Origin of the sequence: Microbulbifer pacificus (assembly GCF_002959965.1) — a bacterium.
In the GTDB taxonomy this organism is placed as follows: Bacteria; Pseudomonadota; Gammaproteobacteria; order Pseudomonadales; family Cellvibrionaceae; genus Microbulbifer; species Microbulbifer pacificus_A.
The window spans coordinates 1,113,498-1,138,754 of the sequence record NZ_PREV01000027.1 but is presented as its reverse complement, the minus strand read 5'-3'; the positions used below and the strand labels follow the sequence as shown (position 1 = coordinate 1,138,754).

Annotated in this window: 16 protein-coding genes; 9 read left to right on the top strand and 7 right to left on the bottom strand. The window is 54.9% G+C overall.

What is annotated here, in order from left to right:
• Positions 1–159: 159 nt before the first annotated feature.
• Positions 160–2,517, bottom strand: coding sequence for a penicillin acylase family protein (locus C3938_RS15545; RefSeq protein WP_105104136.1), 2,358 nt, complete (start codon positions 2,515–2,517; stop codon positions 160–162).
• Between the two features lie 377 nt (positions 2,518–2,894).
• On the opposite strand from C3938_RS15545, the gene C3938_RS15540 reads away from it, so the two are divergent.
• From C3938_RS15540 to C3938_RS15520, 5 genes are all read left to right on the top strand, one after another.
• Positions 2,895–5,492 (top strand): TonB-dependent receptor, encoded by a 2,598-nt coding sequence (locus tag C3938_RS15540; RefSeq protein WP_233998948.1) that lies wholly within the window; start codon positions 2,895–2,897, stop codon positions 5,490–5,492.
• A gap of 201 nt (positions 5,493–5,693) precedes the next feature.
• The gene (gene egtB / locus C3938_RS15535; protein ID WP_105104134.1) at positions 5,694–7,079 is read left to right on the top strand and encodes an ergothioneine biosynthesis protein EgtB; all 1,386 of its coding nucleotides are present in this window, start codon (positions 5,694–5,696) and stop codon (positions 7,077–7,079) included.
• A gap of 2 nt (positions 7,080–7,081) precedes the next feature.
• Complete coding sequence (egtD, locus tag C3938_RS15530) at positions 7,082–8,053, top strand: L-histidine N(alpha)-methyltransferase (RefSeq protein ID WP_105104133.1); 972 nt, start codon at positions 7,082–7,084, stop codon at positions 8,051–8,053.
• A 268-nt stretch (positions 8,054–8,321) separates the two neighbouring features.
• Positions 8,322–8,570, top strand: a complete 249-nt coding sequence (locus C3938_RS18345) for a DUF411 domain-containing protein (RefSeq protein ID WP_233998947.1) — start codon at positions 8,322–8,324, stop codon at positions 8,568–8,570.
• Positions 8,571–8,653: 83 nt separating this feature from the next.
• Positions 8,654–9,625, top strand: a complete 972-nt coding sequence (locus C3938_RS15520) for a hydrolase (RefSeq protein ID WP_105104566.1) — start codon at positions 8,654–8,656, stop codon at positions 9,623–9,625.
• 29 nt (positions 9,626–9,654) lie between these two features.
• On the opposite strand, the gene C3938_RS15515 is transcribed toward C3938_RS15520, so the two are convergent.
• From C3938_RS15515 to C3938_RS15495, 5 genes are all read right to left on the bottom strand, one after another.
• Positions 9,655–9,990: a hypothetical protein gene (locus C3938_RS15515; protein WP_158681730.1), complete on the bottom strand. Its 336-nt coding sequence runs from the start codon at positions 9,988–9,990 to the stop codon at positions 9,655–9,657.
• A 168-nt stretch (positions 9,991–10,158) separates the two neighbouring features.
• Positions 10,159–11,427 (bottom strand): tyrosine-type recombinase/integrase, encoded by a 1,269-nt coding sequence (locus C3938_RS15510; RefSeq protein ID WP_105104130.1) that lies wholly within the window; start codon positions 11,425–11,427, stop codon positions 10,159–10,161.
• A 242-nt stretch (positions 11,428–11,669) separates the two neighbouring features.
• Complete coding sequence (locus C3938_RS15505) at positions 11,670–13,301, bottom strand: hypothetical protein (RefSeq protein ID WP_158681729.1); 1,632 nt, start codon at positions 13,299–13,301, stop codon at positions 11,670–11,672.
• 56 nt (positions 13,302–13,357) lie between these two features.
• A complete protein-coding gene (locus C3938_RS15500; RefSeq protein WP_158681728.1) occupies positions 13,358–14,584 on the bottom strand; it encodes a serine hydrolase domain-containing protein in 1,227 nt (408 codons plus the stop codon).
• Between the two features lie 148 nt (positions 14,585–14,732).
• Entirely contained in the window at positions 14,733–17,030 is a 2,298-nt protein-coding gene (locus C3938_RS15495; protein ID WP_105104127.1) for a TonB-dependent receptor, read from the bottom strand.
• 157 nt (positions 17,031–17,187) lie between these two features.
• Here C3938_RS15495 and C3938_RS15490 point away from each other — a divergent pair, with 157 nt between their 5' ends.
• Complete coding sequence (locus tag C3938_RS15490; RefSeq protein WP_105104126.1) at positions 17,188–18,081, top strand: LysR family transcriptional regulator; 894 nt, start codon at positions 17,188–17,190, stop codon at positions 18,079–18,081.
• 100 nt (positions 18,082–18,181) lie between these two features.
• Here the strand turns inward: C3938_RS15490 and C3938_RS15485 are convergent, their stop codons facing one another.
• Positions 18,182–21,139 carry a TonB-dependent receptor gene (locus C3938_RS15485; RefSeq protein WP_105104125.1) on the bottom strand — a complete coding sequence of 986 codons (2,958 nt, stop codon included), beginning with the start codon at positions 21,137–21,139 and terminating at the stop codon, positions 18,182–18,184.
• A 129-nt stretch (positions 21,140–21,268) separates the two neighbouring features.
• Between C3938_RS15485 and C3938_RS15480 the strand changes: the two genes are divergently transcribed.
• The 3 genes from C3938_RS15480 to C3938_RS15470 all read left to right on the top strand — a co-directional run bounded on the left by C3938_RS15480 (position 21,269) and on the right by C3938_RS15470 (position 25,052).
• A complete protein-coding gene (locus tag C3938_RS15480) occupies positions 21,269–22,606 on the top strand; it encodes an MFS transporter (protein WP_105104124.1) in 1,338 nt (445 codons plus the stop codon).
• 9 nt (positions 22,607–22,615) lie between these two features.
• Positions 22,616–23,698 carry a M24 family metallopeptidase gene (locus C3938_RS15475; RefSeq protein ID WP_158681727.1) on the top strand — a complete coding sequence of 361 codons (1,083 nt, stop codon included), beginning with the start codon at positions 22,616–22,618 and terminating at the stop codon, positions 23,696–23,698.
• Positions 23,699–23,771: 73 nt separating this feature from the next.
• A complete protein-coding gene (locus C3938_RS15470) occupies positions 23,772–25,052 on the top strand; it encodes a S28 family serine protease (protein WP_158681726.1) in 1,281 nt (426 codons plus the stop codon).
• Positions 25,053–25,257 lie beyond the last annotated feature (205 nt).

Genomic DNA, 25,257 nt, shown 5'->3' with positions numbered 1-25,257 from the left:
TTTTTGACGGACAATCCTATTCGGGCGGGTAGTAGTGGCACTGGCGAGATCGCGTGCCGCACCCCGAATGTACATGCCTGCGAGGGGCGGGAAGCAATATGGCAAAAAGAAAAAAGGCGCATCTCAATGCGCCTTTTTCTTTAATTTTGAACCCCAGAATTAGTGCAATATCAGCGTATAGCGGGTCTCCTGCTTCTTCAGCGGCGAAGGTGCACCCTGAACCCAGTCGTCATGACCATTGCCAAAAAAGGGTGATAGCGGGTGGGCGCTTTGGCCGGTGGCCATATGGAAGATCCCTTGTTCCTCGTGACCAGGTGCAACCACCATACGCTCCGACGCACCATTGGTGGAAGACTGGAAGCGAGGCATGTGGGAGTCACCGGGAAGGTGGTCTGCCGGCATAGCCGTTAGCCAGTTAACCGCCGTCACAACACGGCCGAGCGGATGCTGGATTTTCGCGGAATTCTCTACCCCCCAGGTCTGTTGGGCAAACGGGAGTCCGTCTTTTGCCATATCGGCCAAGACCTCGTCCAGAGCCGCCAGCTTCAGTGCCGTCCACGACTCGAATTCCGGGTTCAACAGGTGGGCGGGCTCGTTGGCGAGCATTTCCCAAGCCGGGTACTCTACCTGGCGGTTGACCCGCCCGAAGTCGAAGCCTGGATCGTGGCGCTGCATGAACGTCAGTACCGGTGCAGTGGCGAGGTCAATAAAGCGCAGGCGGAAGTTGCGCACGATGCGATAACCGACAGAGTCCGCGCTGGCACGGCCACCCCAGTTATCCACCTGAGCACGCACCTCATCATAACCATCAACCGTGGAAAGCAGTGTGCTCAACTGCTCCTGCCAGCGTTCAAGGAATACCGCGCGATCGTCCAGCTGGATATCCAGAAGGTCGCGCTCGCTAAAGTGTTCGCGCGCGAACAGGTCATCGCGGATCTGTTGCTGGCGCGCACCGAGGGCGTAGCCACCGTCACCCATGACACTGAGATATTTGCCGTCCATCGTGCGGGAGTTTGCGGTCCAAATCCGGTGGGAAGGTGGATTGTAGACATGTGGCTGTTCTTCCAGAGGCAGATAACCATCCCAATAGGCGGTGCCGTCCGCCCAGCTTACGGAGCGGCTGCCGTCGAGCCCCACGCGACGGGGAATGGGGCCCGCTACAGTCCAGCCAATATTCCCGTCGCTATCACCGATCACAAAATTCTGATGCGGCAGACCCAGCTCCGGAGCCAGATTCATGGCCTCGCGTGTGCTGGACACGGTTTCCAGGCGAAGGATATTCATATTGGCACCTCGAGTATCGTGGGCGACCCAGCGATAGGCGAGGGGGGTACCCGCGTGATTCTCAGTCACTACGGGCCCCCAAATGGTTTTGCGGACCGCTAATCTGACGGGCTCCTTGCCCTTAACTGCGATTTCCTCTTCGGCAATGTCAAAATCCTGCCAGCCGTCGGGCGTACGATATTGTTTGCCGTCATCAGACATCTCCAGCGGAATCAGGTCACCCCAGTCCGCTGTGGTGTTGGTGAAACCCCAAGCTACTTTGGTGTTACTGCCGGCAACGATGATAGGGCCGCCAGGTAAGGTCGCCCCGCGCATGACGAAATCCGTGCCGGGCACATTCCAGCCTGCACGAAACCAGATGTTGGGCACGGTGATGGCAAGATGCATATCGTCGGCCACGATCGCCGCACCGTGCTCGGTGAGCGCACCACCGACGACCCAGTTATTGCTGCCGAAGATCATGTCTTCGCTTTCCATCTTCTGCCGTGCCATCGGCTCATCGTTCTGAACCAGAGCCGCGATATCGGTCTCCGGCAGTGACAGCGGGCCTCGGGCATCACCGATCAGTGGTGCGTCCCAGATCCCTCCTTTGGGTACGAAGAACGTATACAGGTCGCCCGGGAGCAGGTCCGCCAGGGCATTGTCCCGCAGTTCGAAGTCTCCGGTATTGCTTTGCAAGGTCAGATACATGCTGAAAATAGTCAGCAGGCTGTCCGCGGGAACCCATGGGCTTGGCTCCGCGCGGAGCAGGGCGTACTCCCAGGGAGCAGCGCCCAGCTGCGCCAGTCCGTAGTTGACGCCAGCGGCATAGTGCTCAAGCACCTTTTGTTGCTCTGTCGGCATGGTGGCGATATTTCGCTCGGCGCGGGCGCGAAACTGATGAATCCGGATTTCCCTGTCGTGAGAGAGGGCGGCGTCACCTACCAGTTCGGACAGCTCGCCAGCGGAATTGCGGCGCAGCAGGTCCATCTGAAAGAAGCGCTCCTGGGCGTGCAGGAAACCCAGAGCAAACGCGCTGTCATTGCGATCTTCCGCGGTAATAAAGGGAATACCTTGTGCATCACGGGTGATGGTTACCGGCTCCTCCAGCAAACCGGTAACCAGCTCACCGTCGAGCAGCGGAAGACTCTGACGCAGCCAGAGCCAGGCAGATGCCGCGGCTAGGAATAAGAGGACAAATAGTGCTGTCAGGCCCCGTTTGATAACGGTGGCCCAAGGGATATTTTTCAACATCGCGCGTTCTCTAGTGGAAGTTCCAGAATCGTTATTTTGGGACGTTATTGGTCTTAAGTCCGTTTATTGTCGATGGTTCCATGTGGTGCTGTTTAGCTGAGGCACTACTGAAAAGCGTCTGTCAGTCTAGCAGCGAAGGCAGTCGTGGACTGGTTACCAGCGGACCTGTTTTAGTCACATTACCGGGCTTTAGAATCAGTTTTACGCCACGTTGACGCAAAAATCATTTACAATAGACCTTAGAACTGACCAGTCACTAGAAAAAAGTCACAACAAGCTTTCCTTGGAACAGCTCTACCCGTAAGATGGCCCAACATAACTATCAATAACGACCATTTTCCATCACGCTTTTCATATAACTAGAACGCGAGGACGCGATGATGTACGACGCCGATCAGTCCGGTAAAAACCGGTTTTTCACTCTGTCCACTCTCTCTGCTGCGATCGCTGTAACTACAGCGCTGAGTGGCGCTGCATCCGCTGCTGAGATTGAAGAAGTAGTGGTAACCGCGCAGAAGCGCGCGGAAAACCTGCAGGACGTTCCGATTGCCATTTCCGCTTTCACTGGCGACAGTATGAAAGCGATGGGTGTAAAGAACCTCACAGACCTGGGTAAATTCACCCCGGGTGTGGAAATGAACAACGACACCCCGCTGCAGCCTACCTACAGCGTACGTGGTATTGAAACCGGTGACTTCACCGTGGGCTCCGACCCTGCGGTTGCGGTATACGTTGACGGTGTGTACACCGGTCGCGGCGCCGGTGCCGAGATTCCGCTCGCGGATATTGAACGTGTTGAAGTGCTGAAAGGCCCGCAGGGCACCTTGTTTGGCCGCAACGCCACCGGCGGTGCCATCCATATCATTTCTCAGAAGCCACAAGCCGATGACACCACCGAACTGAATCTGACGGCCGGTAATTACGGTCGCCAGTCTTCCGATCTGTTGGTGAACCGCCAGTTGAGCGACACGGTTTACGGCCGCTTCACGGCGTCCACCAACCGTCGCGACTCCTTCGCCGACAACCTGGCAAACGATTTCGAAACCGGGAACATCGACACCCAGACTTACCGAGCCTCTCTGCTGTGGGAAGCCACTCCGGACACTGAAGTTCTGTGGCGTGCGGATTACGGCATCATGGATCAGGGCAGTGCACTGCGTAGCTCCATCGTGCCATCCCTGCAGGCGGGTGACGGCGGTACTGACGTATTCGGTGATTATGCACTGGATACCCCGACCATCGAGGACCGTGACTCCTGGGGCACCTCGCTGTCCATTACCCACGACTTCGAGAATGTGACCTTCACCTCCATTACTGCATACCGCGGTTTCGACGCGCACCTGCAACAGGACGAAGATGGTACGGCGAACCCGGATTACATGTTCGGCTCCGCAAACTTCGATGAGCAGACTCAGTTTTCTCAGGAATTCCGTCTGAATGGCGCTACTGACACGCTGAAGTGGACCCTTGGTGCTTCTTATTCGCGCGAGCAGCTCGAGCATACTACCGAAGCCTACTTCACTGGCGGTTCGCTGGAGTCCTTTGCCGTCTATAAAGGTCTGCAATCAGATTCCATGGGTATCCTCGGTATTCCCCAGGATGTCTTTGACGCAATGCCTACTACCCAGCAGGAAGAGTTGGCCGTTGCGGTACGCCAGAGCATGATGCAGGCTGGCCAAGAGGGTGGCGCTGTTACTCAGTTCATGTATGACCTATTTGTAGCGCCGGGTGGTGTAGAAGATCAGCTCTTCAGCCAGATTGGTCTTCCCACGGATTACCAACTCCAGCGTCAACAACTGTTTGGTGCTCTCTATATGGGCGTTGCCCCATTTGTCGCAGCTGACACGCCTTGGAACGAAACAGTATTCAACAAAGGCGACTACCGTTCGGCCGCGATCTATGGTGACGCTACATGGAGCCTGACCGATAAGATGGATCTGACCGTAGGCGCGCGCTATACCGCGGATGAAAAAGATTTCTCTATTGTCAGCAGCTATCAGAACGCGTTGCCCGTCGGCGATTTGGCCATCAACGTGATGGATGCCAATGGCAACCCAGTGATGTTGCCAAGTGGCCCAATGACAATCAATCTGGCGCAGTTACCCCCGCTCGGTTTTGGCCTTGCCTTCAATAACAGCGGCAATCCAAATCTCAATGAAAAATTGAGTGATTCCTGGAGTGACCTGTCTGGCCGTGTCGTGCTGGACTACCGCTGGAACGATGACGTAATGACCTTCGTGTCGCTGGCTGACGGTTTCAAAGCCGGTGGTTTCAACAGCTTTACAGTAGCAGATGGCATTGATCCTTCTTTCGACCAGGAGAGCGTGACCAACCTGGAAATCGGTGTGAAGAGCAGCTTGTTTGACAATGCCGTACGGTTCAACGCGTCCGTATTTGCATACGATTACAAGAACTTGCAGCAGTTGGACCTGGTTGGCGATCCCATCCCCAACTACTATCTGCGTAACGCCGACGCCGAAGGTCGCGGTGCGGAGTTCGAAGTACAGTGGGCGGCGACTGATAACCTGTTTATTGCCGGTAACTACTCCTTCCTGGATACCGAATACACCCGTTATCAGATCATCGAGTCCATCGGTGAAACCGAAGAGACACATTCCCGCGTAGGTCAGCCTCGCGTTGGCACCCCGGAGAACAAGTTCAACATCATGGCCGAGTACACCTGGGAACTGGCCGCTGGTGGCGACGTTTCCGTACGCGGTGACTACAACTGGACTGACGAACGCGTTGGCTCCATCAGCGATCCGGCTCGTGTGATCCCGGACTATCAGCTGATGAACCTGCGCGCCGGTTGGAACAGCGCCTCTGACCGCTATTCCGCAGCCCTGTGGGTGCAGAACGTGACCGACGAGGAAATCGCCGGTGGTTACGGTGGTACTGGCGCGGCCATCGGCGCCAGCCCCGCTTGGCGCTTCATGCCACGCATGTATGGTGCGGACTTTACTGTTCGCTTCTAATCCTGACTCTGGTTGGGAACAACCGGAACAGGAAGGAAAAGGTCGGCACTGCCGGCCTTTTTTTTGTCCAAAATTTTCTGTTTTGCTGTTGGAGAAAAAATTCCTGGCGTTGATTGCCTCCCCAATGCGGGCGTGCCGATAGGAATTCGCCACAATGGTTGTATGATCAAAGACAGATTTTGCAGTTGACCGGACCAAAAGATGAGTCTGATTTCTGACGCAGGTTCAGGGGGCCTCTCCCGTGCGACGAGTGAGCAGTTGTTCGACAACGAGAATCGAGACCTCTCCCTGAATGAGCGCGCCGCGCTGATCGATCATTTTCAACAGGTCCGCCGCGAGACTGCAGCGCTCACCGATCCTCTCACTGCCGAAGACATGCAGCTGCAATCCATGCCGGATGCCAGTCCAACGAAATGGCACCTGGCACATACAAGTTGGTTCTTTGAAACTTTTATCTTGCGCGACGCGCTGCCCGGTTATGCCGTGTTCAATCGCGGCTTTCACCATATTTTCAACTCCTATTACAACACTCTCGGCCAGCCCTTTGCCCGCCCGGATCGCGGTCTGTTATCGCGCCCCTCCATCGAACAGATATTTTCCTACCGTGCTCATATCGATCGGCATATCGAGCAGTGGCTAATAGAAGAAGATGTGACAGCCGACCAGGCAGCTTTGTTTACGCTGGGCATCCACCACGAGCAGCAACACCAAGAATTGTTGTTGATGGACATCAAGCATGCATTCTTCCAGAACCCGGCATTTCCTGCCTACCGCGAGGATCTGGATCCGTTTCCGGACGATATGGATGATGTCCCGCCAATACAGTGGCTACAGGTGCCGGAAGATCACTACACCCTGGGTAGTGACGGAGAGGGAAGTGTCGGCAATTTCAGTTTCGATAACGAAGGCCCGCCCCACCAGCGATTCCAGTCTGCATTTCGTATGGCATCACGCCTGGTCACTAACGGTGAATTCCTTGAGTTTCTTCAGGATGGTGGCTATCGCGAGCCGCGTCTGTGGCTGTCTGATGGCTGGAACCATATCCGGCAAGCCGCTACACCCGGGCATCCACAAGCACCGATGTATTGGCGGGAAATCGACGGCGAATGGTTCCAGTTTACCCTGAGCGGTCTGCAACCACTGGACCTGACCGTGCCGGTTTGCCATGTCAGTTTTTATGAGGCAGATGCCTATGCGAGCTGGGCCGGGCAGCGTCTGCCGACCGAATTTGAGTGGGAAGTTGCCGCCTGGCTATATTGCCAAAAGGATGCCCGGGATAAAGCCAACCTGCTGGAAAACCGGAATTTCCAGCCAATAGCCGAATATGCGTCCCCCGATCGGCATATCCAGCTGCTTGGCAATCTCTGGCAGTGGACATCCAGCGCCTATGGACCATATCCGGGGTATCGTGCCAGCCGCGATGCGGTGGGTGAATACAACGGCAAATTTATGTGTAATCAGATGGTGCTGCGCGGTGGCTCCTGTGTAACACCGCGCAGCCATATCCGTATTGGCTACCGAAACTTCTTTTATCCACACCAGGCATGGCAGTTCAGCGGCATTCGCCTGGCGGGAGACATTCAGTGAATATGGCCATCAATACAGGCGGTACTGCAGTCCCGCCCGAGGAGTATTTACGTCGGCAGTTCGAGCGCGATGTGATCGCTGGACTTTCTTCCCGACAGAAGACGCTTCCGTGCAAATATCTTTACGACGAAACCGGTTCAAAACTGTTTGAGACAATCTGCGAACTTGACGATTACTACCTGACCCGTACTGAGGCGGCGATCTTTGCATATGCGTTGGAGGAAATGGCGGAGGCAGTGGGCAACCATGTTGCCTTGATCGAACCCGGGGCCGGAAACTGCGAAAAGGCGGAGCCACTGCTCGCCGCCATGGCGTATCCGGATGCCTATTACCCGCTGGATATTTCCCCGGAAATTCTTCTGGAAGCGCAACAGCGCTTAGAGCAGCGGTTACCAGATCTCAACGTTGTGCCAATGGTCGGCGATTTTACCCAGCCTGAGATCTGGGAGCGCTTACCGCAATCCGACACGCGCAGAGTGATCTTTTTCCCCGGTTCCACCATTGGCAATTTTTCCCCGGAGCAGGCCCGCCGCCTGCTGAACACCTTTGCAAGACATCTCAATACTGGGGACGGTTTGCTGCTGGGCGCAGACTTGGTTAAGGACTCCGTGATTCTGGAGCGCGCCTATCACGACAGCAATCACATTACGGAAGCCTTCAACAAAAACCTGCTGACCCGTATCAACAGCGAATTGCAGGGAAATTTCGATGCCCGGGCGTTCGCCCACAGGGCCTTTTATCACAGCCTGCGTCAACGGGTGGAAATGCATCTTGTGAGCCTGGCAGAGCAGGAGGTTTCGGTGTCTGGCCGAATATTCCGCTTCGCCGAGGGCGAGACCATCCATACCGAGAATAGCCATAAGTACACATTGCCGGGACTGCAGGCACTGCTGCGGGATACCGGCTTTTCTCCCGAACAATACTGGACGGATCAAAAGCATCACTATGCAATCTATTACGCTCAAGTACTCTGATCTCGCGACGATGTTCAGACGGTTTTTTTTGTCACTCGCACCACTCTTTCTGGGTGTTCTTGTTACAGCCTGCAGTCACTCCGGCGCACATGTAGAGTCGCCGGTGAGCGGAGGAGGGCACAGCGCGGAAATCGTGGTATACAAGTCACCCTTCTGCCTTTGCTGCAAGGAGTGGATAGCTCATCTGGAGCAGAACAATTTTTCCGTGGGTAGTGAAAACGGCTTAGATACCGCGGCTGTTAAACAGCGCTGGGGAATTCCGGCCAGTATGCAGGGTTGTCACACGGGTGTATGGCGGAATCAGTACGTATTTGAGGGTCATGTGCCCGCGCGCCTGATCCGCCAGTTCTTGGCTAATCCGCCCAAAGACAGTATCGGCTTGTCAGTGCCAGGCATGCCTCAGGGCAGCCCGGGTATGTATCGCGGTGGCGAATTCGAACCCTATGTGGTGTACCAGATCCAGAAAAATGGCGAATATCGATTCTATGAAAAGGTCACCGCACCGGAAGCGTCATAAGCAGCATATGTGATTGAACCCAGTGCCACGGAACGCTAGGCTAGCCGCCTGATTTTTCTGATATGTTTTATCCGGCGGCAGTCATGATTTCTCCATTCACACCGGCCATTGGCCTCGGCAACTGCCACCTCCAAACCATCTTTTCCCGTTTCCATCGCCCAGAACCCTGGATTCACACCCAATGCCAGTGGCTTGATACCCCGGATGGCGATCGACTTGCGCTACATACACCCGTGCAGTTGGTGGACGATACGACCCGGCCATTGGTACTTATTCTGCACGGCCTGGAGGGGTCGGTGGAGTCGCCTTATGCGCAGGGGCTGATGCAGGCGCTACTTGCGCAGGATTTTCAGGTTGCCGTGATGCATTTTCGCGGTTGTGGCGGCATCCCCAATCTGTTGCCCCGCGCCTATCACAGTGGCGACAGCGGAGATCCCCGCTGGCTCGCCACGCAACTGCGCGATCGCTTCCCGTCTACACCGCTCATGGCCGTAGGTTATTCCCTCGGCGGCAACGTACTGCTGAAATGGCTGGGTGAAGACGGGGAGGGCAGCCCGTTGACTGCGGCTGTTTCAATATCCGCCCCGCTGGACCTGCATCTCTCCAGCCGCCGGATGAACCGAGGCTTTTCACGTGTCTACCAAAAACATTTGCTGGACAGCTTGCGGGAAAGCCTCAACCGCAAGGCCCTCGATCCCGTGCTGGCGAAGCAGATGCCGCCGCTGAATTCGCCGCGCATATTCAGTAACTTTCGGCACTTTGACGATCACTTCACTGCACCACTGCATGGTTTTACGGGTGTAGACGATTACTATACCCGCGCCTCCAGCCGGCCACTTCTGCGGAATATTGCCAAACCCACATTACTGATACACGCCGTAGATGATCCCTTTGTCTGTCCCACCGCAGTTCCCGCGGAATCCGATGTAAGCCCGCAGGTGACGCTGGCCATCAGCCAGAGGGGAGGGCATGTGGGATTCATCGGCGGCGCCCTTTGGAAGCCGCATTACTGGCTGGAATCCGTCATTCCGCAATATCTGCAGGATCACCGTTAGCGCATTTGCTCTTACAGCCCGGTGACAATTCAGTGTTCGGCGTAACCAGCAGCCAACTGCATGTGGTTGAGGTCCATGCAAAACGTCATGTATTTGTGCATCGCGCTTGCCGCCGCAATATCCTGGTACATGGTCTGCTCAAATTCCGGATGCATAGCGATGACCTCAACCATACCAAGGTGATAGTCATTGCCGGAATGCAACCGCAAAGCATCAAAGGCGATACTCGCCATCTTGTGAGCCAGGTCATCCGCCGCACCCTGGTCCACGAGCACTTCCCGGAACGCATTGGTAAATTGCTTCCAGAACGTCGGCTCAACCGCGAACTGTTCAATGAGTTGGTAAATTTTCTGTCCGATAGACATCTTCTGGTTCCCCCCGAAAAATGAGCCGCGCATGCTAATCGATGGTCTGACTACACCAAAGAGAACGCACCGCCAGATTCACGATTTTCGTGACAGAATTTCAATGAATACCGAATTGGCACCGATTCCTTTTATTAATTCTGTACCCGGACAGAGTGCCATCCCGGATTACTCCACCCCCCGTCCTTTACCGCTTTGTGCACGAATCCGGTTTTCTGTCTGCACGTATACCGTATCGGTAGTTGCCATACTGGAGTGACCGAGATCTTCAGAAAGATCCTTGAGTGCTCGGCCACGCTCTACTTCCATACTGGCGCCGGTATGTCGCAACCAGTGTGTGGAGGCTTCGCGCAGCTTGCGCGCATTGTCTTCGCCCTCAACCTGGCGCATCTCGTCGTACGCGCGGTCGAAAACCTGCTGCACTACCCGGGTCAGTTGCCGCGCTGTCATTCCACCCTGGCCGCGGATTTTCTCCACGATAGGGTGATTCTCGGCGATGGCGGGCAGGGCGCTCAATCCCCGATAGTGGCGATAGCGCTTGAGGTAGGGAATAAAGCTGGGGGGTACAGTGATATCGCGCAGTTTTCGCCCTTTTCCGAACACCTTGAGCCACCAGTTGCCGTCGGAATCCTGCCAGAAATGGCTCATGACCGGGGTCCAGTTTGGGCGCTCGGACAGCTCCGAGATCCGCAAGAACAGGGTTTTCAGTGCACAAATAACGAACAAACTGCGCTCGTGGATGGGGTCTTCACCGGCCATACTGAGCGCCACGTTGAACACATACTGCCACTGGGCCTCGGTCAGGCGGCGAATCTCCTTGACCTGAGCATCCTTGATGAAATGCCGACAATCGGTCTTGGCAATCTGCGCGGGGTTACCGTATAGGTATTCCTCGTTCATCAGATACTTGTATAACGCGATGATGCCGGTAAATGTCGCGGTCAATGTCTGTTGCGATGGACGGTATTTCTTCTTGTCCGCCTCGTTATCCGAGGGCTGGCTGTTTTTTGCCAGTTTGAGCCGAAATGGTGCCCACGCAGGATTCTGTACAAAACAGCCGTTGTTCAGCTGGAATTTTTCGTGATTTGCCAGGCAAATCCAGTTTACCGGCGGCTGCCAGCAAAAGTCCACATACTCGAGAATATCTGCCTTGCGCAGACGATCCATAGGCGTCGCCTTGAGCAGAAATACCCATAACAGGAAACGTTCCGTCTCGTTGCGGAAACGTGTGAATGTATGCTCAGATTTGTTGCGGCCCACATAGCTCAGAAACTCCTGGCCCCAGAGCCAGTGTGGCATCCACCAGGATTCACCAGATTCCAGAAATTTCTTCAGCTCGGGGTAGTCATTGAAAAAGGTCTGATCCGGATTGATTGGCTTGAAGCCCTTGAGCTCGACGTAGGTTGGATACAGAGGGACGGGTGCTGGGATAGACATAGGAGCGCCTTGAAGTCCGGATTTTCGGTAGCGAATCCATTGTAATGGCAAAAATACACTATGTCGAATACTAAAGGGTATTGGATATAGATAGACCCCTTACTGTGCAAGGCCTCCGGCCTGTTGGCCAGAAACCTCCTGGAACTACTTCACAGCACGACCTGGCGAATTAGCCACGTGGTGGATCTGAATACCTTGATCGGAACTGCTATAGATCTTTGAATCGGTATGTCTAGACATCGTCACACACTGAAGGCGTTGACGAGCGCTGGCCGTAAATCCTCTGGAACTACATATCCCTCCGGACATTGGTACAGCTCGATGCGACAGCGGTTTCGATCCATATCGATCAGGGTGTATCCATTGCGTTCCCGCGGCGCGAGTAGCTCGTCAACCACAAGGGATTGCGGTGTTTGGGCACTGAGTCCTCGGGCCTTACTGAGCCAGCCGAGCCCGCCAACTCCTACCGGACCACTGAGGATAGACGTCACGGGATTGGATGTCAGATCCAGATCGCCGCTGTGTTTGATCTGCCCTGCCCCAAGCAGATGGAGATCACCGGAGACAACCAGAGGTTTGCGTATGTTCTGCAAAAACAGCGCCTCGATCAGGCGCTGGTGCTGGGACCACCAGCCCTGCTGCCACATAAACTTGTTGCCTCGACCATCACCTTTTACTTCTGCAAGCAGGGTGCCTTCCGATTTGATCAGGTCCGGATACCATTCCCTCCATTTGCCTGCAGTCCACCCCATGGGGTGAGACGGAATATGTATCAAGTGGCGGGTATCTTCCATAGACGTCTTTTCCAGCAGCCAGTTTTCCACTATCCGTGGTATCAGCCCCGCATCGACACCATTGAGATTGAGTTTGCCACCGCAGTCATACAGTGCGCCGCAGAAGAGATCACCGAATCGAGCCATACCAAAGTGGGTAGATAGCGCGATGCTGTTCTCTGTGGTGTAACCCGGGAATACTGAAGGTAGCTCCTCCTCCACAATGTATTCAGGAAAATACTGCGCCTGAAGGGTATCGCGCAGATCCTGATGAAAGTTATTCGGGGGAAAGGTCACCAGTTCCGGTGTGGCATCGTCGTTGTCGAAATAGTCGTGGTCGTCCGTCACGAAATACACCGGCGTGGAACGGAATCTTACCCCGTAGGCTTTTCCAATTTGCTCATCGGCGATAGCCTGCAGGGTGATTTCATTTTTGGTTCCTTTAACCGGCAGGGTTTCATCAAAGCTACCATAGGTGCCAAGAAAAAGATCGATTGCCATCCGCGCCATAGCGCTGTCCGGGTTTTTAACCCAGGATCGATAGTCCCAGTAGATGTGATCTCCATTGGAAATGACCATGTCGGGTTTCTGCTCGATAATGGTGTCGAACAGTTTCTGACGGTAGACAACAGGTTTGAAGGCATGACGATTACCGGGAAGAACCGGCAGATCAGGGCCACCTGCACAGGTATAACTGATGATTCGCAGCTGCTCCGGCTTTTGCTGCGGAGCTGGGAACGTCTTGAGCGGCCAGGCATCGCACAGGCTGTTTCCGGTTGAATCTACCAGTTGCAATTGATATTCCGTATTCGGTGTAAGATCTCCAACCCGAAATGCCCAGAAACGTCCCAGGGAATCCTGCTGGCAACCAGTAATTGTTCGCTTGCCGACTTTCAGAATCGGGGCCTTGTCCCGTGAATTGAAAAAAGAGAGTTTGATATTGAAAGCCCCGTGAGACACCAGCGGAATCAGGTGCTGAAGATCGCCCCGGTTCCAGCGGTCATTGGCTTGATAATCACCGGAGCAAGCAGTGGTGCCTAAAATGGTGGTACCCAATCCCAGTTTCAAAAGGCTGCGACGGTTAAGCTTGGAACTTATCATCTGTACTACTCGTTCAATTGAATGTGATCGTCGCCGCAAAGCGACCCTTTACCGGGTTAACCCTTCGCGGTATCCGAACTCAATGCAGATACGATGGCACGATATAGGTATACGCTCTCCTCCTTGGACAGGCTGTTGTACTGAGGATCGGCACTGGTTTGTACAATCACCACCTGTTGTGAGGGGTTCCCATATATAAACTGCCCGCCGATACCTACCGCCATAAATTCGCCGGCATCCCCCCGGGGTAACCACCACTGGTACCCATAGTCCATGATGGTGTGACCGGAAACGCTCGTTACTGCAGGGTTGTCGTTGGTCGTGGATTCTTTCAGCCACTGGGAAGAAACTACCTGCTGCCCCTCCCATCTCCCCTCGTTGGCGAGCATCATTCCCAAGCGTCCGAGATCCCGCAGACTGGCAATAAATCCCATGTAGCCGTGCTCAATGGCCTGTGCGTCGTCGGTGCGATCCGTCAGCCAGAAGGCCTGCTGCTCTGTGCCAATTCTTCGCCAAAGATGTTTGGCGGCGAACTCGGATACCGTCAATCCGCTTACCCGTTCAACCAGCACGGTGAGTGCCTGAGTGTTCGTGTTGAGGTATTCCCAGGTTTGGCCATGCATTTTCCCAGGCTTTCTCTTGGCAGTTTTCGGTTGCGTACGCAGATCTCCTTGACCGTAGGCAAGGCTGATCGCCGTGGCATTGCGGATATCACGGCCCGGCTCATTTACGCCATGATTTGCCCCCTCGATATACAGGGAAGTCGTCATCTGCAGAACATTTTTGATGCTAGCACCGTCAAAGGCACTACCTTTCAATTCCGGTAGGTAATCGGTGATCGGATCGTCGACGTTTTTCAGTAAACCCTGATCGAAGGCGATTCCGACCAGCAAGCTGATGACCGATTTTGAGGCGGAAAAAATGATGGACGCTGCGCGTTCGGAATTGCCGTAAAAGTAACTTTCGTGTGCAATTTTTCCATCCTTAAGTACCAGGAATCCGGTAGTTCGACGGCGGGTAAGATACTCCTGTAACGTGCTTTCCTTATCCTTGTATCGATAAGTAATGAGATCTGTCTCTAATGGCGCTTTCGATAGTGGTAACGGAGCGCCGTGCGCACTTTCAATTTTTCTGTTCGGATACAGATTCTGCAGTTGACGAAAGTGTATGGGAGCCGCTTCATTCTGGAAGCTGAAGTTGGCGGCCACCTGGCGAAATCGCCACGCCCTATCCTGCTCCGCTTGCGCGTTTGTTTCTGCTGTGCACAGCGCAAGTGTACTCATTAGGCCCGCCGCCAGGGCAAGCGCCGTTTTCGGTCTATCGCGAAACATAGTGGGACCTCTAACCAAGAAGAATGCCGGTCGTCGAAAAAAGCGAGCCCAATGACTCGGGCTCGCGCAAGGTTGGGCGGTTACAACGCCGTAAATGCCCTTACTGGAAGCGATACGAACCGGACACGCCAACGGTACGCGGATCGCCCTGCACACAACGAATCAGGGTGCCGCTATTGGATATGGTTCCGAAGATGCCGCCATTCGGCTGGTCAAACATGCCATCGCAGTATTTTTCGTCGGCGATGTTCTTGACATAAGCGCTGATCGACCAGTCTTCGCCAGCGGAATTGATACCGATGCGCAAGTTACCCAACGCATAGGCCTGCTGTATGGTCTGCGGATTGTTATTGGTGGTGGCACCCACGTTGGCATCATCGGTCCAGCTGAGCTCTCCACGAATAAACCATTCCATGCCGTTCTCTTCCAACGGCTGTGTCCACTGGGAAGTGAGATTGGCCTGATGCTCCGGCGAGTAGCGGTTCGGTGTACCGGCCAGATCCTGCACGCCACTTTCACCCGGCAGGTTGCTGCCGTTATCGAACGCCAGAAACTCGGAATCCAGATAGGCATAACCAAACTGAATCTGAAGTGCATCCAGAGGGTAGTACTGCACATCCAGCTCCAGTCCCTGCTGACGTAGCTCGCCGGCATTGGTAATGACGTAGCTCAGATCATCGAAAGAGCGATCCTGGAAGTTTTCGATATCGGTGCGGTAAATACTGGCATTGGCCACCATACTGCCGTTCAGCAGCGTGCTTTTCAGTCCGAACTCATAGTTCACCACGTCTTCTGAATCGAACAGGCGCTGATCAGCATTTAGCGCTTCCGTGGTCATCACAGAGTTAAGGCCGCCGGATTTGTAACCGGTAGAGACCGTGAGATACGACATAATGTCGCCGGTCACAAAGTACTTCGCGTTCGCCATCCAAGTCGTCTGGTTGTCCGTGAACGCGAGCTGATGGTTTTCTGGTGCTGCCAGCAGTGCCGATGCGATCGCATTGTTGGAGTCAACGAGGAAACTGCCCTCTTTATCGTCGTCGGAATAACGCACACCGAGTGTCAGGTCGAGCTGATCGGTAATGTGATACGTAGCCTGAACAAACGCAGCGAGGGATTCCGCACTCTGGGTGAACTCAGACGGGGTCGCGTCAGCTTGTGCACCCGCCGCACACATAACGGCATACACCGGATTAATGGCTCCGGTCATGGGGCAGAATGCTGAGCCAAGATGGGTAGTCTGATCGATGTCATAATCTTCCTGAAAATAGTACAGGCCAGCGACATAATCGAAACGTTCCCCGGTGGGAGAAATCAGCTGAATCTCCTGCGAAAAGGTATCGCTGTAAAATGCAGTTTCGCGACCGAGATCTTCTAGGGGCAACCTGAACACCGAATCTTCCAGAGACCGGTTCTGCCACTCCCGGTACGATGTTAAAAAACGCAGCGTATGCCCTGCGACCGCATCGTCCCAAGTGGTATCCAGCACCAGGCCCCACTGCCGGTCAGACATGTCGTCCTGGTGGCGCTGGTTGATCCGGTGATCCAGACCCGATACATCCGGCGCTGCACCCAGGTAATTCAACGTTGCCAGACGCTCGGGCGTCGCCGACTCCGGTAGCACTTCAATAACAGGCCCCTCGCCGGACAGTTCCTGGTAGTCCGCGCGCAGCAGTACGCTCAGGTTATCCGCGGGTTCGAACAGCAGAGATGTTTTCAGGCTCCTGGCATTATTCGCGCCCACTCCCTCGTTGTTGTCGTAGCGGTTTTCTCCATAACCGTCACTGCCGGAAGTACTCGCCACAAGCCGGGCGGAGGTGTTATCGCCCAGGCTTTTATTGGCAATTACGCTGGAGTTGAACGTCCCGTAATCCCCGGCACCGGCTTTGACCCTGATCGAGTCTTCACCTATGACCGGCGCCCGGGTGCGAAGGTTGAGCGCACCCATGGCGGCATTGCGGCCAAATAGCGTGCCCTGGGGGCCACGCAACACCTCGGCCACGTCGATGTCTTCCAGATTTCCGAGCAGCGCACCGGGGCGTGAGACGTACGCGCCGTCGATGTACACCGCAACGCTGGGATCCATCGCATTATTGCCGACGGTGCCGACCCCGCGGATCGCGATGCGTTGATTTACCGCCTGGCTGGATTTTGTGACGCCCAAATTCGGCGCGAGCTTGCCCAGGTCTTCCAGATCGTTGAGTCCGGAATTTTCCAGGTAATCACCGCTGAATGCGGATACGGAAATGGGTACGTCCTGAATACTTTCCGCTCTTTTGGTCGCGGTAACCGTAACTTCCTCCACGACGGGCGCCGCCAGGGTCGTAGCTGGGGGAATACTTGCGATCATTCCAAGGGAAATCGCGGCGGCCAGGGGCTTTAGTGACTGATGGTTCATCCGTTTTCTCTCCGTTATTTATTGTGTTTTGGAGCCGAGTTCGGATACTAGCCTGCCACTTATGTAACTTATAGTGACTTAAATTTTCCATGTATAAAATTTAAGTTACATTTAGGATACTTTTTAACTCCGGTTATTTTGGGACCTGCCCACACCCATGCTTACCCTGAAACAGCTCCGACATCTGCGCGCGATCATTCGGCACGGCACCATTCTGCGAGCGGCCGAGGCCTTGCATCTGACGCATCCAGCCCTGACACGCAGTATGAACAACCTGGAAGAAATTCTCGGTGTACAGCTATTCGAGCGGTCCAAGAGCGGCATGAGCCCAACCCCGTTTTGCCTGCAGCTGGCCCGCCGCTGTGACCAGGTCCTGCTGGATATCGACGATATTCAGCGCGAGGCCGATCTCTACCGTAATGTACAGTCGGGAACCTTACATATCGGCGTTGGGCGGGCGGTAAAAGAACTGGTCATGCGCAGCACGCTGCCGGAGTTTGTCGAAGCCCATCCCAACGTTATTGTCAGTATCAGTGAAGGCACCCCAGAAGAACTGGCGTACAAGCTTCAGCAGCGCGAACTGGATTTGCTGATTGCCGGATCAGGTAGCTACCAGAGTATTGAAGGCGTCAGATATCAGCACCTGAAGGATATACCCCTCTCGGTGATCACAAGTTCCACACACCCATTGCGCAGCAAGACCGCTATCCGGTTTGAGGATCTGGCCCACTACCCTTTGATTTCATCGACGCTGGTGAGTCCTGCAAATCCGCTTTATGCGGCCATACTCAACGCCGGGGATCCCAAGCGGAGTGTACCCTCGGTCTTGTGCAGCGATTATCCAACGCTTAAAGCCATTCTATTGAGAACCCATTCCTGGTTGATCGCATCGGAGTTCTTTTTTTCAGCAGAAATAGGTTCCGGGGAACTATCTACTCTGGATATTTCGCACCCTGCCCTGCTGACCAAACTGAGCATAATGGAGTTGAGCGAACGTTCACGCTCTCCGGCGGTTGTGGCATTTATTGAACTGTGTGAAAAATACTTGTAAGTAAAGTTGAGATGAAAATCGGGCGTCGCGCCCGCGACGCCGAAAAAGAAATCCCGGCGCAACCCGGGATTTCTTTTACAGACAAGATTCAACAGTAGAATCAGAAGTCGTAACGGGCAATCAAACTGAAGTAACGCGCCGTGGGGCGACTTTCCGTCAGACCGTAATCCGGATTGATCGTGGTGCCACCGCCCTCAAGTTGAATGGTGCGAATTTCATTGATATCGATCGCTGAATCGTCATTCAGGATGTTATACACCGTGCCCTTGAGCAACAGGTCTCCCTCAAACAGCGGCATGGTGTAAGCCAGTGAGAGATCCAATTGTTTACTCCAGGGTAGATTTCCCTTGCTGCCCCGGGGTGCCGGCTCTCCATTTTCGTCGTAAAAAGAGACTTCACCGTAGTACTGGCTTATGCAGTCACTCCAGGGGCTACCTTCCGCACAGCTGTCCTCACCCACCGGGTGCACGCTGAAATAGTTTTTCGGACGTCCGGATACCAGGGAGCCCACAAGGCCCAGAGTCAAGTTATCGGTGAGGTCGTAAAATCCGTTCAACTTGAATGCGTGACGGTGATCATTGGGCAGGTCGCCGTAACTGTGGTCCATCAGATCGGCGTAATCATAGGAGGTAGTCCAGCCTGGATCCGCCTGATCGTTATCGGTACGCACCAGCCCCTCGGTATTACCGTAGTTGTGAGACCAGGTATAAGAAGCGTCGACAAACAACTGATCTGTCACCTGACCTCGCAAGTTGGTTTCCAGGGCGAGGTAGCGACGACGGGCTTTGGGCAAGGCAAGCTCATCCGAAGAAAGACTGATGTTGTCCACCACACCGTCACCATCAAAGTCATAGCTGATGTTGACATCTTCACCCGGATTCAGCACAACATAGTAGCTACTCTGCCCCACATTGTCCTCGATGCCATTTGCTTCAAGGTAGTGGCTGAGAATCGGGCTCACATCGGAGTCTTCGATGGAACGCTTGAGGTCCCGATACACACCGCGCACGCCGAGTACCATGTCGTCGAATACCAGGGTCTCCATTCCCAGAGTGAATTCATCGGCATACATGCCTTCGAGGTTGCCCGTAGCGATCAGCGCGGGTTCGACAATGCCCTGCTGACGCACATAGCTATGCAGCAAATCGCCGCGATCCGGTGAGCCATCCGCGTTGAGGGTTACCCGCCCATTAGCGTCAGTCGCGCCCGGAGTGTAGTAGTCAAAGGTTTCCCGGGAAAAGGACCCCTGGGTGATATTCATATTGGCCGAAACCGGCTGGTAATAACGCCCATAGGTGGCAAAGAGCTTGCTGTCCCCGTCGCCATTGAAGTCCCATACCGCGGAGATCCGCGGAGAAAAACCGTTATTGTCCACATAGGCGTCGCCTCCGGTGACGGTATTTTCAAACTGCTCGTAGCGGCCGCCCAGGTTGAGAACCAGTTCGTCTGTTACCTGCCAGGCATCCTGGATGTAAAAGGCAGTGGAGCTGACATCGGAATCAGTACCGCGTGTGCGAATACGGCGCTCCACCAGAACCGTCCCTTCCGGCTGTTTGCTGGGATCATTGGCGGTGGCTATGCGTTGCTTCCACCAGCCCTGCGCATCGCCAGGGCCATTCGGGGTTGACTCGTAGAAGACATCCAGATGAGTGTAATCAATGCCCAACTTGATCTGATGGTCGAGAAGATCGTAACTCAGGTCCAGTCGCAACTGATCGCGGATATAGTCTTCATTGATGATGGTGGAATCACTGTGATTGCTGTAGCTGACGCAGGTGGCCCGGCAGTCCTCCACGTACGGCAGGCTATTCAGGGCCGAGTTATACACCGTTTCCTGCGTGCGGCCGGCGGTGACGTCCAGTGTCAAGTCATCGGTCAAGCGGCCGTTATAGTGAGCACCACTGACCTTGCCCCCACTGCGAAACTTCGTTTGTCCCTTGTAGTCCCCTATCGTGTTGTTTTCCGGGGAATACGCGTAGCTGCCGTAACTTCCATTTTTTTCGTTATTGATCGACGTGAAGTCGATCGCGTGGTTTTCATCGATGAACCACTCCACATTCACAAACCAGCGATCCTCTTCGCTGGTTCGATCGTAATATGAAGATCCTGTCGCCCAGGTATCATCCGTTTGGCGCGGGCTGAACAACGCGTAAAAAAATGCTTTGTCCTTTACGATGGGACCGCTGGCCCAGAATTGTGCCTCCTGGAAGTCCATCCCATTCTGCTCACTATTGACCGCATACTCACCAGCGGCATTGCGAATGGAACCGTGCTGTTTTCTGAGAGAATCCGGATCCATGCGAAGCTGAGACCCGAATTCGAAATCGTTGGATCCAGACTTGGAGGCCGCATTGACGATACCACCCAGCGCGCCACCAAACTCTGGTGCTATTCCGCCCGTCTTTATTTGTGTTTGGCGAATGGCCTCCCAGGGTAGGGAAATTGAACCCAGGCCAGTTTTAATATTGGCCACATTCAGGCCGTTCAGGTAGTAGCCGTTTTCCGCCGATGACGCGCCGCCAAAGCTGGACGCACCGTTAAAGCTCGAACCGCCCGGTGCCACCACCGACGGCGCCAGCTGTGCCATAGCCTCAAAACCGGTATTCACAGGCAATGCTTCCAGCCTGTCCTGGGTGATCACGACGCCGGCCGTCGACGACCCGGTATCGATCGGGCGCAGTCGGCTGCCGGTGACCTCAACCACCTCAAGGACTTCACCATTCGGTACCAGTCTACCGTCATAGACAACGGCCTCCCCCACGTTCACCCGTACCTCTGTGGCCTGCGCGGTACCGAAACCATCCTTTTCAAAACGGACGATATATTCCCCCACCGGCAGGTTGCGGAGGTTGTATTGTCCCTTTTCGTCACTCGTTACTCGGCGAGTTACCCCTTTCGCCGCGTGGGTTACGGTGATCTCCGCCCCGGCGAGTGCCTCTCCGGCATGGTTGATCACCTGCCCTTTGAGCGTACCGCCCGTAGTATCCGCGGCCAATACCACTTGGCCACTCAGGCTGGCACTGATCGCCAACGCCAGCAGACTTCTTCTTATATGCATCGTCTTACTTCCCTTGGTCAGAGTTGGTTATTTATTATCTGGCACACAAAATTTATCGCATGCAATGACAAATAAATCATACCTTGTGTACAATGACAACATTAAATAACCATAACGAGAGGGATCGACATGCCGCATGTGAATACGGCCAATATAGCGAGCGCCACTCCAGTGACCGGCACCGGCCACTGGAGCTTCAGTCGCTCCTTCTATCTGGCCAACGCCATGGAGATTTTCGAACGGCTTGCCTGGTACGGCTTTTTTACCCTTTCATCCCTGTATATGAGTACACCGCTGGCAGCGGGAGGATTAGGCTTCAGCGACTCCCAGCGGGGCTTCCTGCAGGGAGTCATTCCCTTTCTGCTCTACCTGCTACCGGTATTCACCGGCGCGCTGGGCGATAAATACGGTTACCGGAGGATGCTGTTACTGGCCTTTGTGATAATGGCGCCCGGTTACTATCTACTCGGTCAGGTACAGAACTTCTGGCTTTTCTTCGCCGTGCTGCTCTCTGTCGCGGTGGGGGCCGCCATTTTCAAACCTCTCGTGCTGGCCACCGTGAGCCGCACCACCGATAAGCACAACCGAGGTCTGGGATTTGGCATTTTCTATACGATGGTCAATATCGGTGGATTCGTGGGGCCTCTGGTGGCCGGCCTGCTGCGTGCGATGAGCTGGGAACATGTCTTTGCCATGGCGGCGTTTTGGATCTGCATCAACTTCACGCTGCTGTATTTCTACCGGGAACCAAGCACTGATGATCAGCCCCGGAAAAAACAGGGAGCGGTCGTTGAGGAAATCATACTGGTCCTGCGCAACCGCCCCTTTGTGATCTATCTGCTGCTGATGTCCGGATTCTGGGCCTGTTACAACCAGATCTTTCTCACCCTTCCCCTCTATATCCGCGACTTCGTCGATACCGGGCCGCTTCTCGGGTCACTGCCTCCGGCACTTGCGGATGCCATATCGGGTGATACCGCCGGGCAGATTAATCCGGAGTTCATCATTGCGTTCAACTTTGCCAGCATCCTGCTGCTGCAAATCGTTGTCAGCCATCGCGCGCAGTCATTACCCGCAGTGCCGCTGCTGGTGGGCGGCAGCCTGTTGCTTGGCATCAGTTACTTGTGGGCCGCCTTCGGGCCGGTGTTGGGCGGTATCGGCATCGTTGTCGCGGTGCTGATCTTTTCTCTGGGCGAAATGATCGCCTCACCCAAAAGTCAGGAGTATGTGGCCCGTGTCACGCCACACGACAAGGCCGCCATGTTCATGGGTTACTACTTCCTGTCCATGTCGCTGGGATTCCTGATGGCCGGCCCGCTCTCGGGATGGGGGTATGGCTATCTGGCACAGGAGCTGGGCAGAGCGGATCTTATGTGGAGCCTGTTTGCCTTCCTCGCTGGCACTACTGCCGTGGGACTGGTTTGGTTCCACAAAACCATGGCTACACAAATGGAAAATAGAAACTGAGGTATTACCGTGAAACGCATTCAAACACTACGCAATGCAATGACCACCGCGGGCATCGACGGTTTGCTGGTGGCAAGCATGAGCAATATCCGCTATCTGAGCGGCTTCGCCAGTGATGAATGGGATGTCGCCCTGCTTTTTGTCAGTCATACATGCCAGCTCCTGCTTACCGATTACCGTTTTGCGGAACAGGCGCGGGAGGAATGCCGGAATACCGAGGTAATCGTGCGTGATCGCACCCGACAGACCCTGGGTCAACTGGTGCGGCAGCTCGCCATTGACTGTGACCTGTCGAACCTCGGCTTTGAGCGCGATCATTTTCTGCATGGTCGCTGGCTGGATCTCTCCTCTGAACTTGCCGGCGTTCAATGCACACCCGTGCACGGAATGGTGGAACAGCTGCGGAGAATCAAGGACGAGGGTGAACTGGCAAATATCCGGCGCGCGGCGTCGATTGGTGACAACGCCTTCGAACAGTTGCTGGGCTATATCCGTCCGGGCATTACCGAAAAGGCAGCAGCAGCGCAGCTGGAATATACATTGAAGAGCGCCGGAGCGGAGTCGCTCGCCTTCCCTACTATTTTCACCTCGGGTCCACGCACCGCTCGGCCACACGGTATGCCGAGTGACCGCCTGTTGACCCGGGGCGATTTGATAACAGTGGACTTCGGTGCGGTGGTCGATGGCTATCGATCCGATATGACGCGTTCATTTGTGCTGGGAACGGCGGACAGAAAGCAGCGTGAGGTCTACCACCTGGTGAAGGGGGCACAAGCGTTGGGTGTGGCATCGGTGCGTGCCGGTATTCCATGCAGCGCGCCATACCAAATGGTTGCCGAATATCTTTCCCGCAGCCCATACGCCGCCTATGTGGGCGAGGGACTGGGTCACTGCCTGGGCCTGGACACCCACGAACAGCCATACCTGGCCGCCGGTGGCATGGATCTTCTACAGGAAAATTACGTGCTGACGGTCGAACCCGGTATTTATATTCCGGGCTGGGGTGGCGTGCGCATCGAGGATGATGTGCGGGTAACGGAAACCGGTGCGGACCTTCTCACTCACTCAAATCGCGAACTTATTGAACTGTAAAGGCGAATCCTGTTTCCGCCGACAAATCACACGGAGAAGCATCATCATGCTCTATCTATCCAGAGTTTTTCTTGTGAGTTGCGCACTCCTGGTCTGCGCATGCGACTATGTTCCCGCCGCTGGGGAAGGCGCCAGTCTGTACCAGAAGCTCAATCAATTGCCGGGCGTTGAAGTGGTGCGAGTCAAATCCGTCGCTGGATACACTCAGGGGTATGAACTGCGTGTAGAGCAACCACTGGATCATGACAATCCCGACGCTGGACGGTTCAAGCAACGGGTCTATCTGTCCCATCTCGACCACGCGCAACCGATGGTAATCGAAACTGACGGTTACTGGGTGCGCGATTTCCCCCAGAAAGAGTTACCCGATATTCTGCGGGCCAACCTTGTGGCCGTGGAGTACCGCTTTTACGGCGACTCACGCAATCCCGGGGAAATTCCCTGGCAGTATCTGACGGTTCAGCAGGCTGCGGCAGATCACCACCGCATAATCGAACTGTTGAAACCGCTCTATCCTGCCGCCTGGATCAGCAGCGGTTTCAGCAAGGGCGGAGAATCGGCCCTGATACATCGTCGCTTCTACCCGCAGGATGTGCAGGCTACGGTTGTCTATGACGCACCGCTGATTCTCGGCCTGGAAGATTCCCGAGTCGATGGTTTTATTCGCGAGCGAATCGAGAACAGCCAGTGCGGCAGTGAACTGGTGCGTTTTCAGCGGGAATTACTTGAGCGCCGTGCGGAAGTTATTCCCGCACTGCAGAAGCATGCCGCCGAAAATGCGCTTACCTTTTCCATTGGCGCCGACAAGGCGCTGGAATACGCCGCTCTGGAATACACATTCAGTTTCTGGCAGCGCGGCCAGTCCTGCGAGCAGATTCCTCCCGCCGGAGCCGCACCGGCACGGATGATCGAGCATATAGAAAATGGCGGTGGATTCTGGGTCTACAGTGACCACGGTGTGGAGGCATTGGAGCCGTCCATGTATCAGCATCACACCCAGTTGGGTTACTACGGTTTCATGACTCAGGATCTCGAAGATCTGTTGCAGGTTGCACCGCAGCCCAGCAATCTCGAATTCGCGCCGCGAAATGTGGCCATGGAATTTGATGAGACATTTACCCCTTCCCTGATTCAGTGGCTGCAGGAGAACGGTCACAACATTATCTATCTGTACGGGGAGAATGACCCCTGGTACGCGGGCGCCGTGGATCACGGGGAAATGACCAATGCGTTTACTCTGGTGCAGAAAGGCGGCCACCATTTAACCCGAGTCCGCCAACTGTCTGATGACCAGCGCGAACAAGTCTACGGCGCCCTAAGTCGCTGGCTCTCGATTCCGGTCAATCGGGGTTAGACGATGTATCCGATGACTGGCTGTTGAAACAGCCAATCGTCGGATAAATTCGCTGCTCCTCATGGCGCCAACTACGGCGATGGATTTTCCCTCGTTCAGAGGGGCAGGCAAAAGCAATGCCACATAGATCGCCGGGCCTGTGGAGAATATGGTCCGAATTCATCTCAAGCACAGCTCGAACACGGGAGCACAGTGCGTGTGGGAC

Excerpts from the sequence above, each read along its gene's own strand:
- C3938_RS15545 (WP_105104136.1), bottom strand. The coding sequence starts at position 2,517 with ATGTTGAAAAATATCCCTTGGGCCACCGTTATCAAACGGGGCCTGACA.
- C3938_RS15540 (WP_233998948.1), top strand. The coding sequence starts at position 2,895 with ATGATGTACGACGCCGATCAGTCCGGTAAAAACCGGTTTTTCACTCTG.
- egtB (WP_105104134.1), top strand. The coding sequence starts at position 5,694 with ATGAGTCTGATTTCTGACGCAGGTTCAGGGGGCCTCTCCCGTGCGACG.
- egtD (WP_105104133.1), top strand. The coding sequence starts at position 7,082 with ATGGCCATCAATACAGGCGGTACTGCAGTCCCGCCCGAGGAGTATTTA.
- C3938_RS18345 (WP_233998947.1), top strand. The coding sequence starts at position 8,322 with ATGCAGGGTTGTCACACGGGTGTATGGCGGAATCAGTACGTATTTGAG.
- C3938_RS15520 (WP_105104566.1), top strand. The coding sequence starts at position 8,654 with ATGATTTCTCCATTCACACCGGCCATTGGCCTCGGCAACTGCCACCTC.
- C3938_RS15515 (WP_158681730.1), bottom strand. The coding sequence starts at position 9,990 with ATGTCTATCGGACAGAAAATTTACCAACTCATTGAACAGTTCGCGGTT.
- C3938_RS15510 (WP_105104130.1), bottom strand. The coding sequence starts at position 11,427 with ATGTCTATCCCAGCACCCGTCCCTCTGTATCCAACCTACGTCGAGCTC.
- C3938_RS15505 (WP_158681729.1), bottom strand. The coding sequence starts at position 13,301 with ATGATAAGTTCCAAGCTTAACCGTCGCAGCCTTTTGAAACTGGGATTG.
- C3938_RS15500 (WP_158681728.1), bottom strand. The coding sequence starts at position 14,584 with ATGAGTACACTTGCGCTGTGCACAGCAGAAACAAACGCGCAAGCGGAG.
- C3938_RS15495 (WP_105104127.1), bottom strand. The coding sequence starts at position 17,030 with ATGAACCATCAGTCACTAAAGCCCCTGGCCGCCGCGATTTCCCTTGGA.
- C3938_RS15490 (WP_105104126.1), top strand. The coding sequence starts at position 17,188 with ATGCTTACCCTGAAACAGCTCCGACATCTGCGCGCGATCATTCGGCAC.
- C3938_RS15485 (WP_105104125.1), bottom strand. The coding sequence starts at position 21,139 with ATGCATATAAGAAGAAGTCTGCTGGCGTTGGCGATCAGTGCCAGCCTG.
- C3938_RS15480 (WP_105104124.1), top strand. The coding sequence starts at position 21,269 with ATGCCGCATGTGAATACGGCCAATATAGCGAGCGCCACTCCAGTGACC.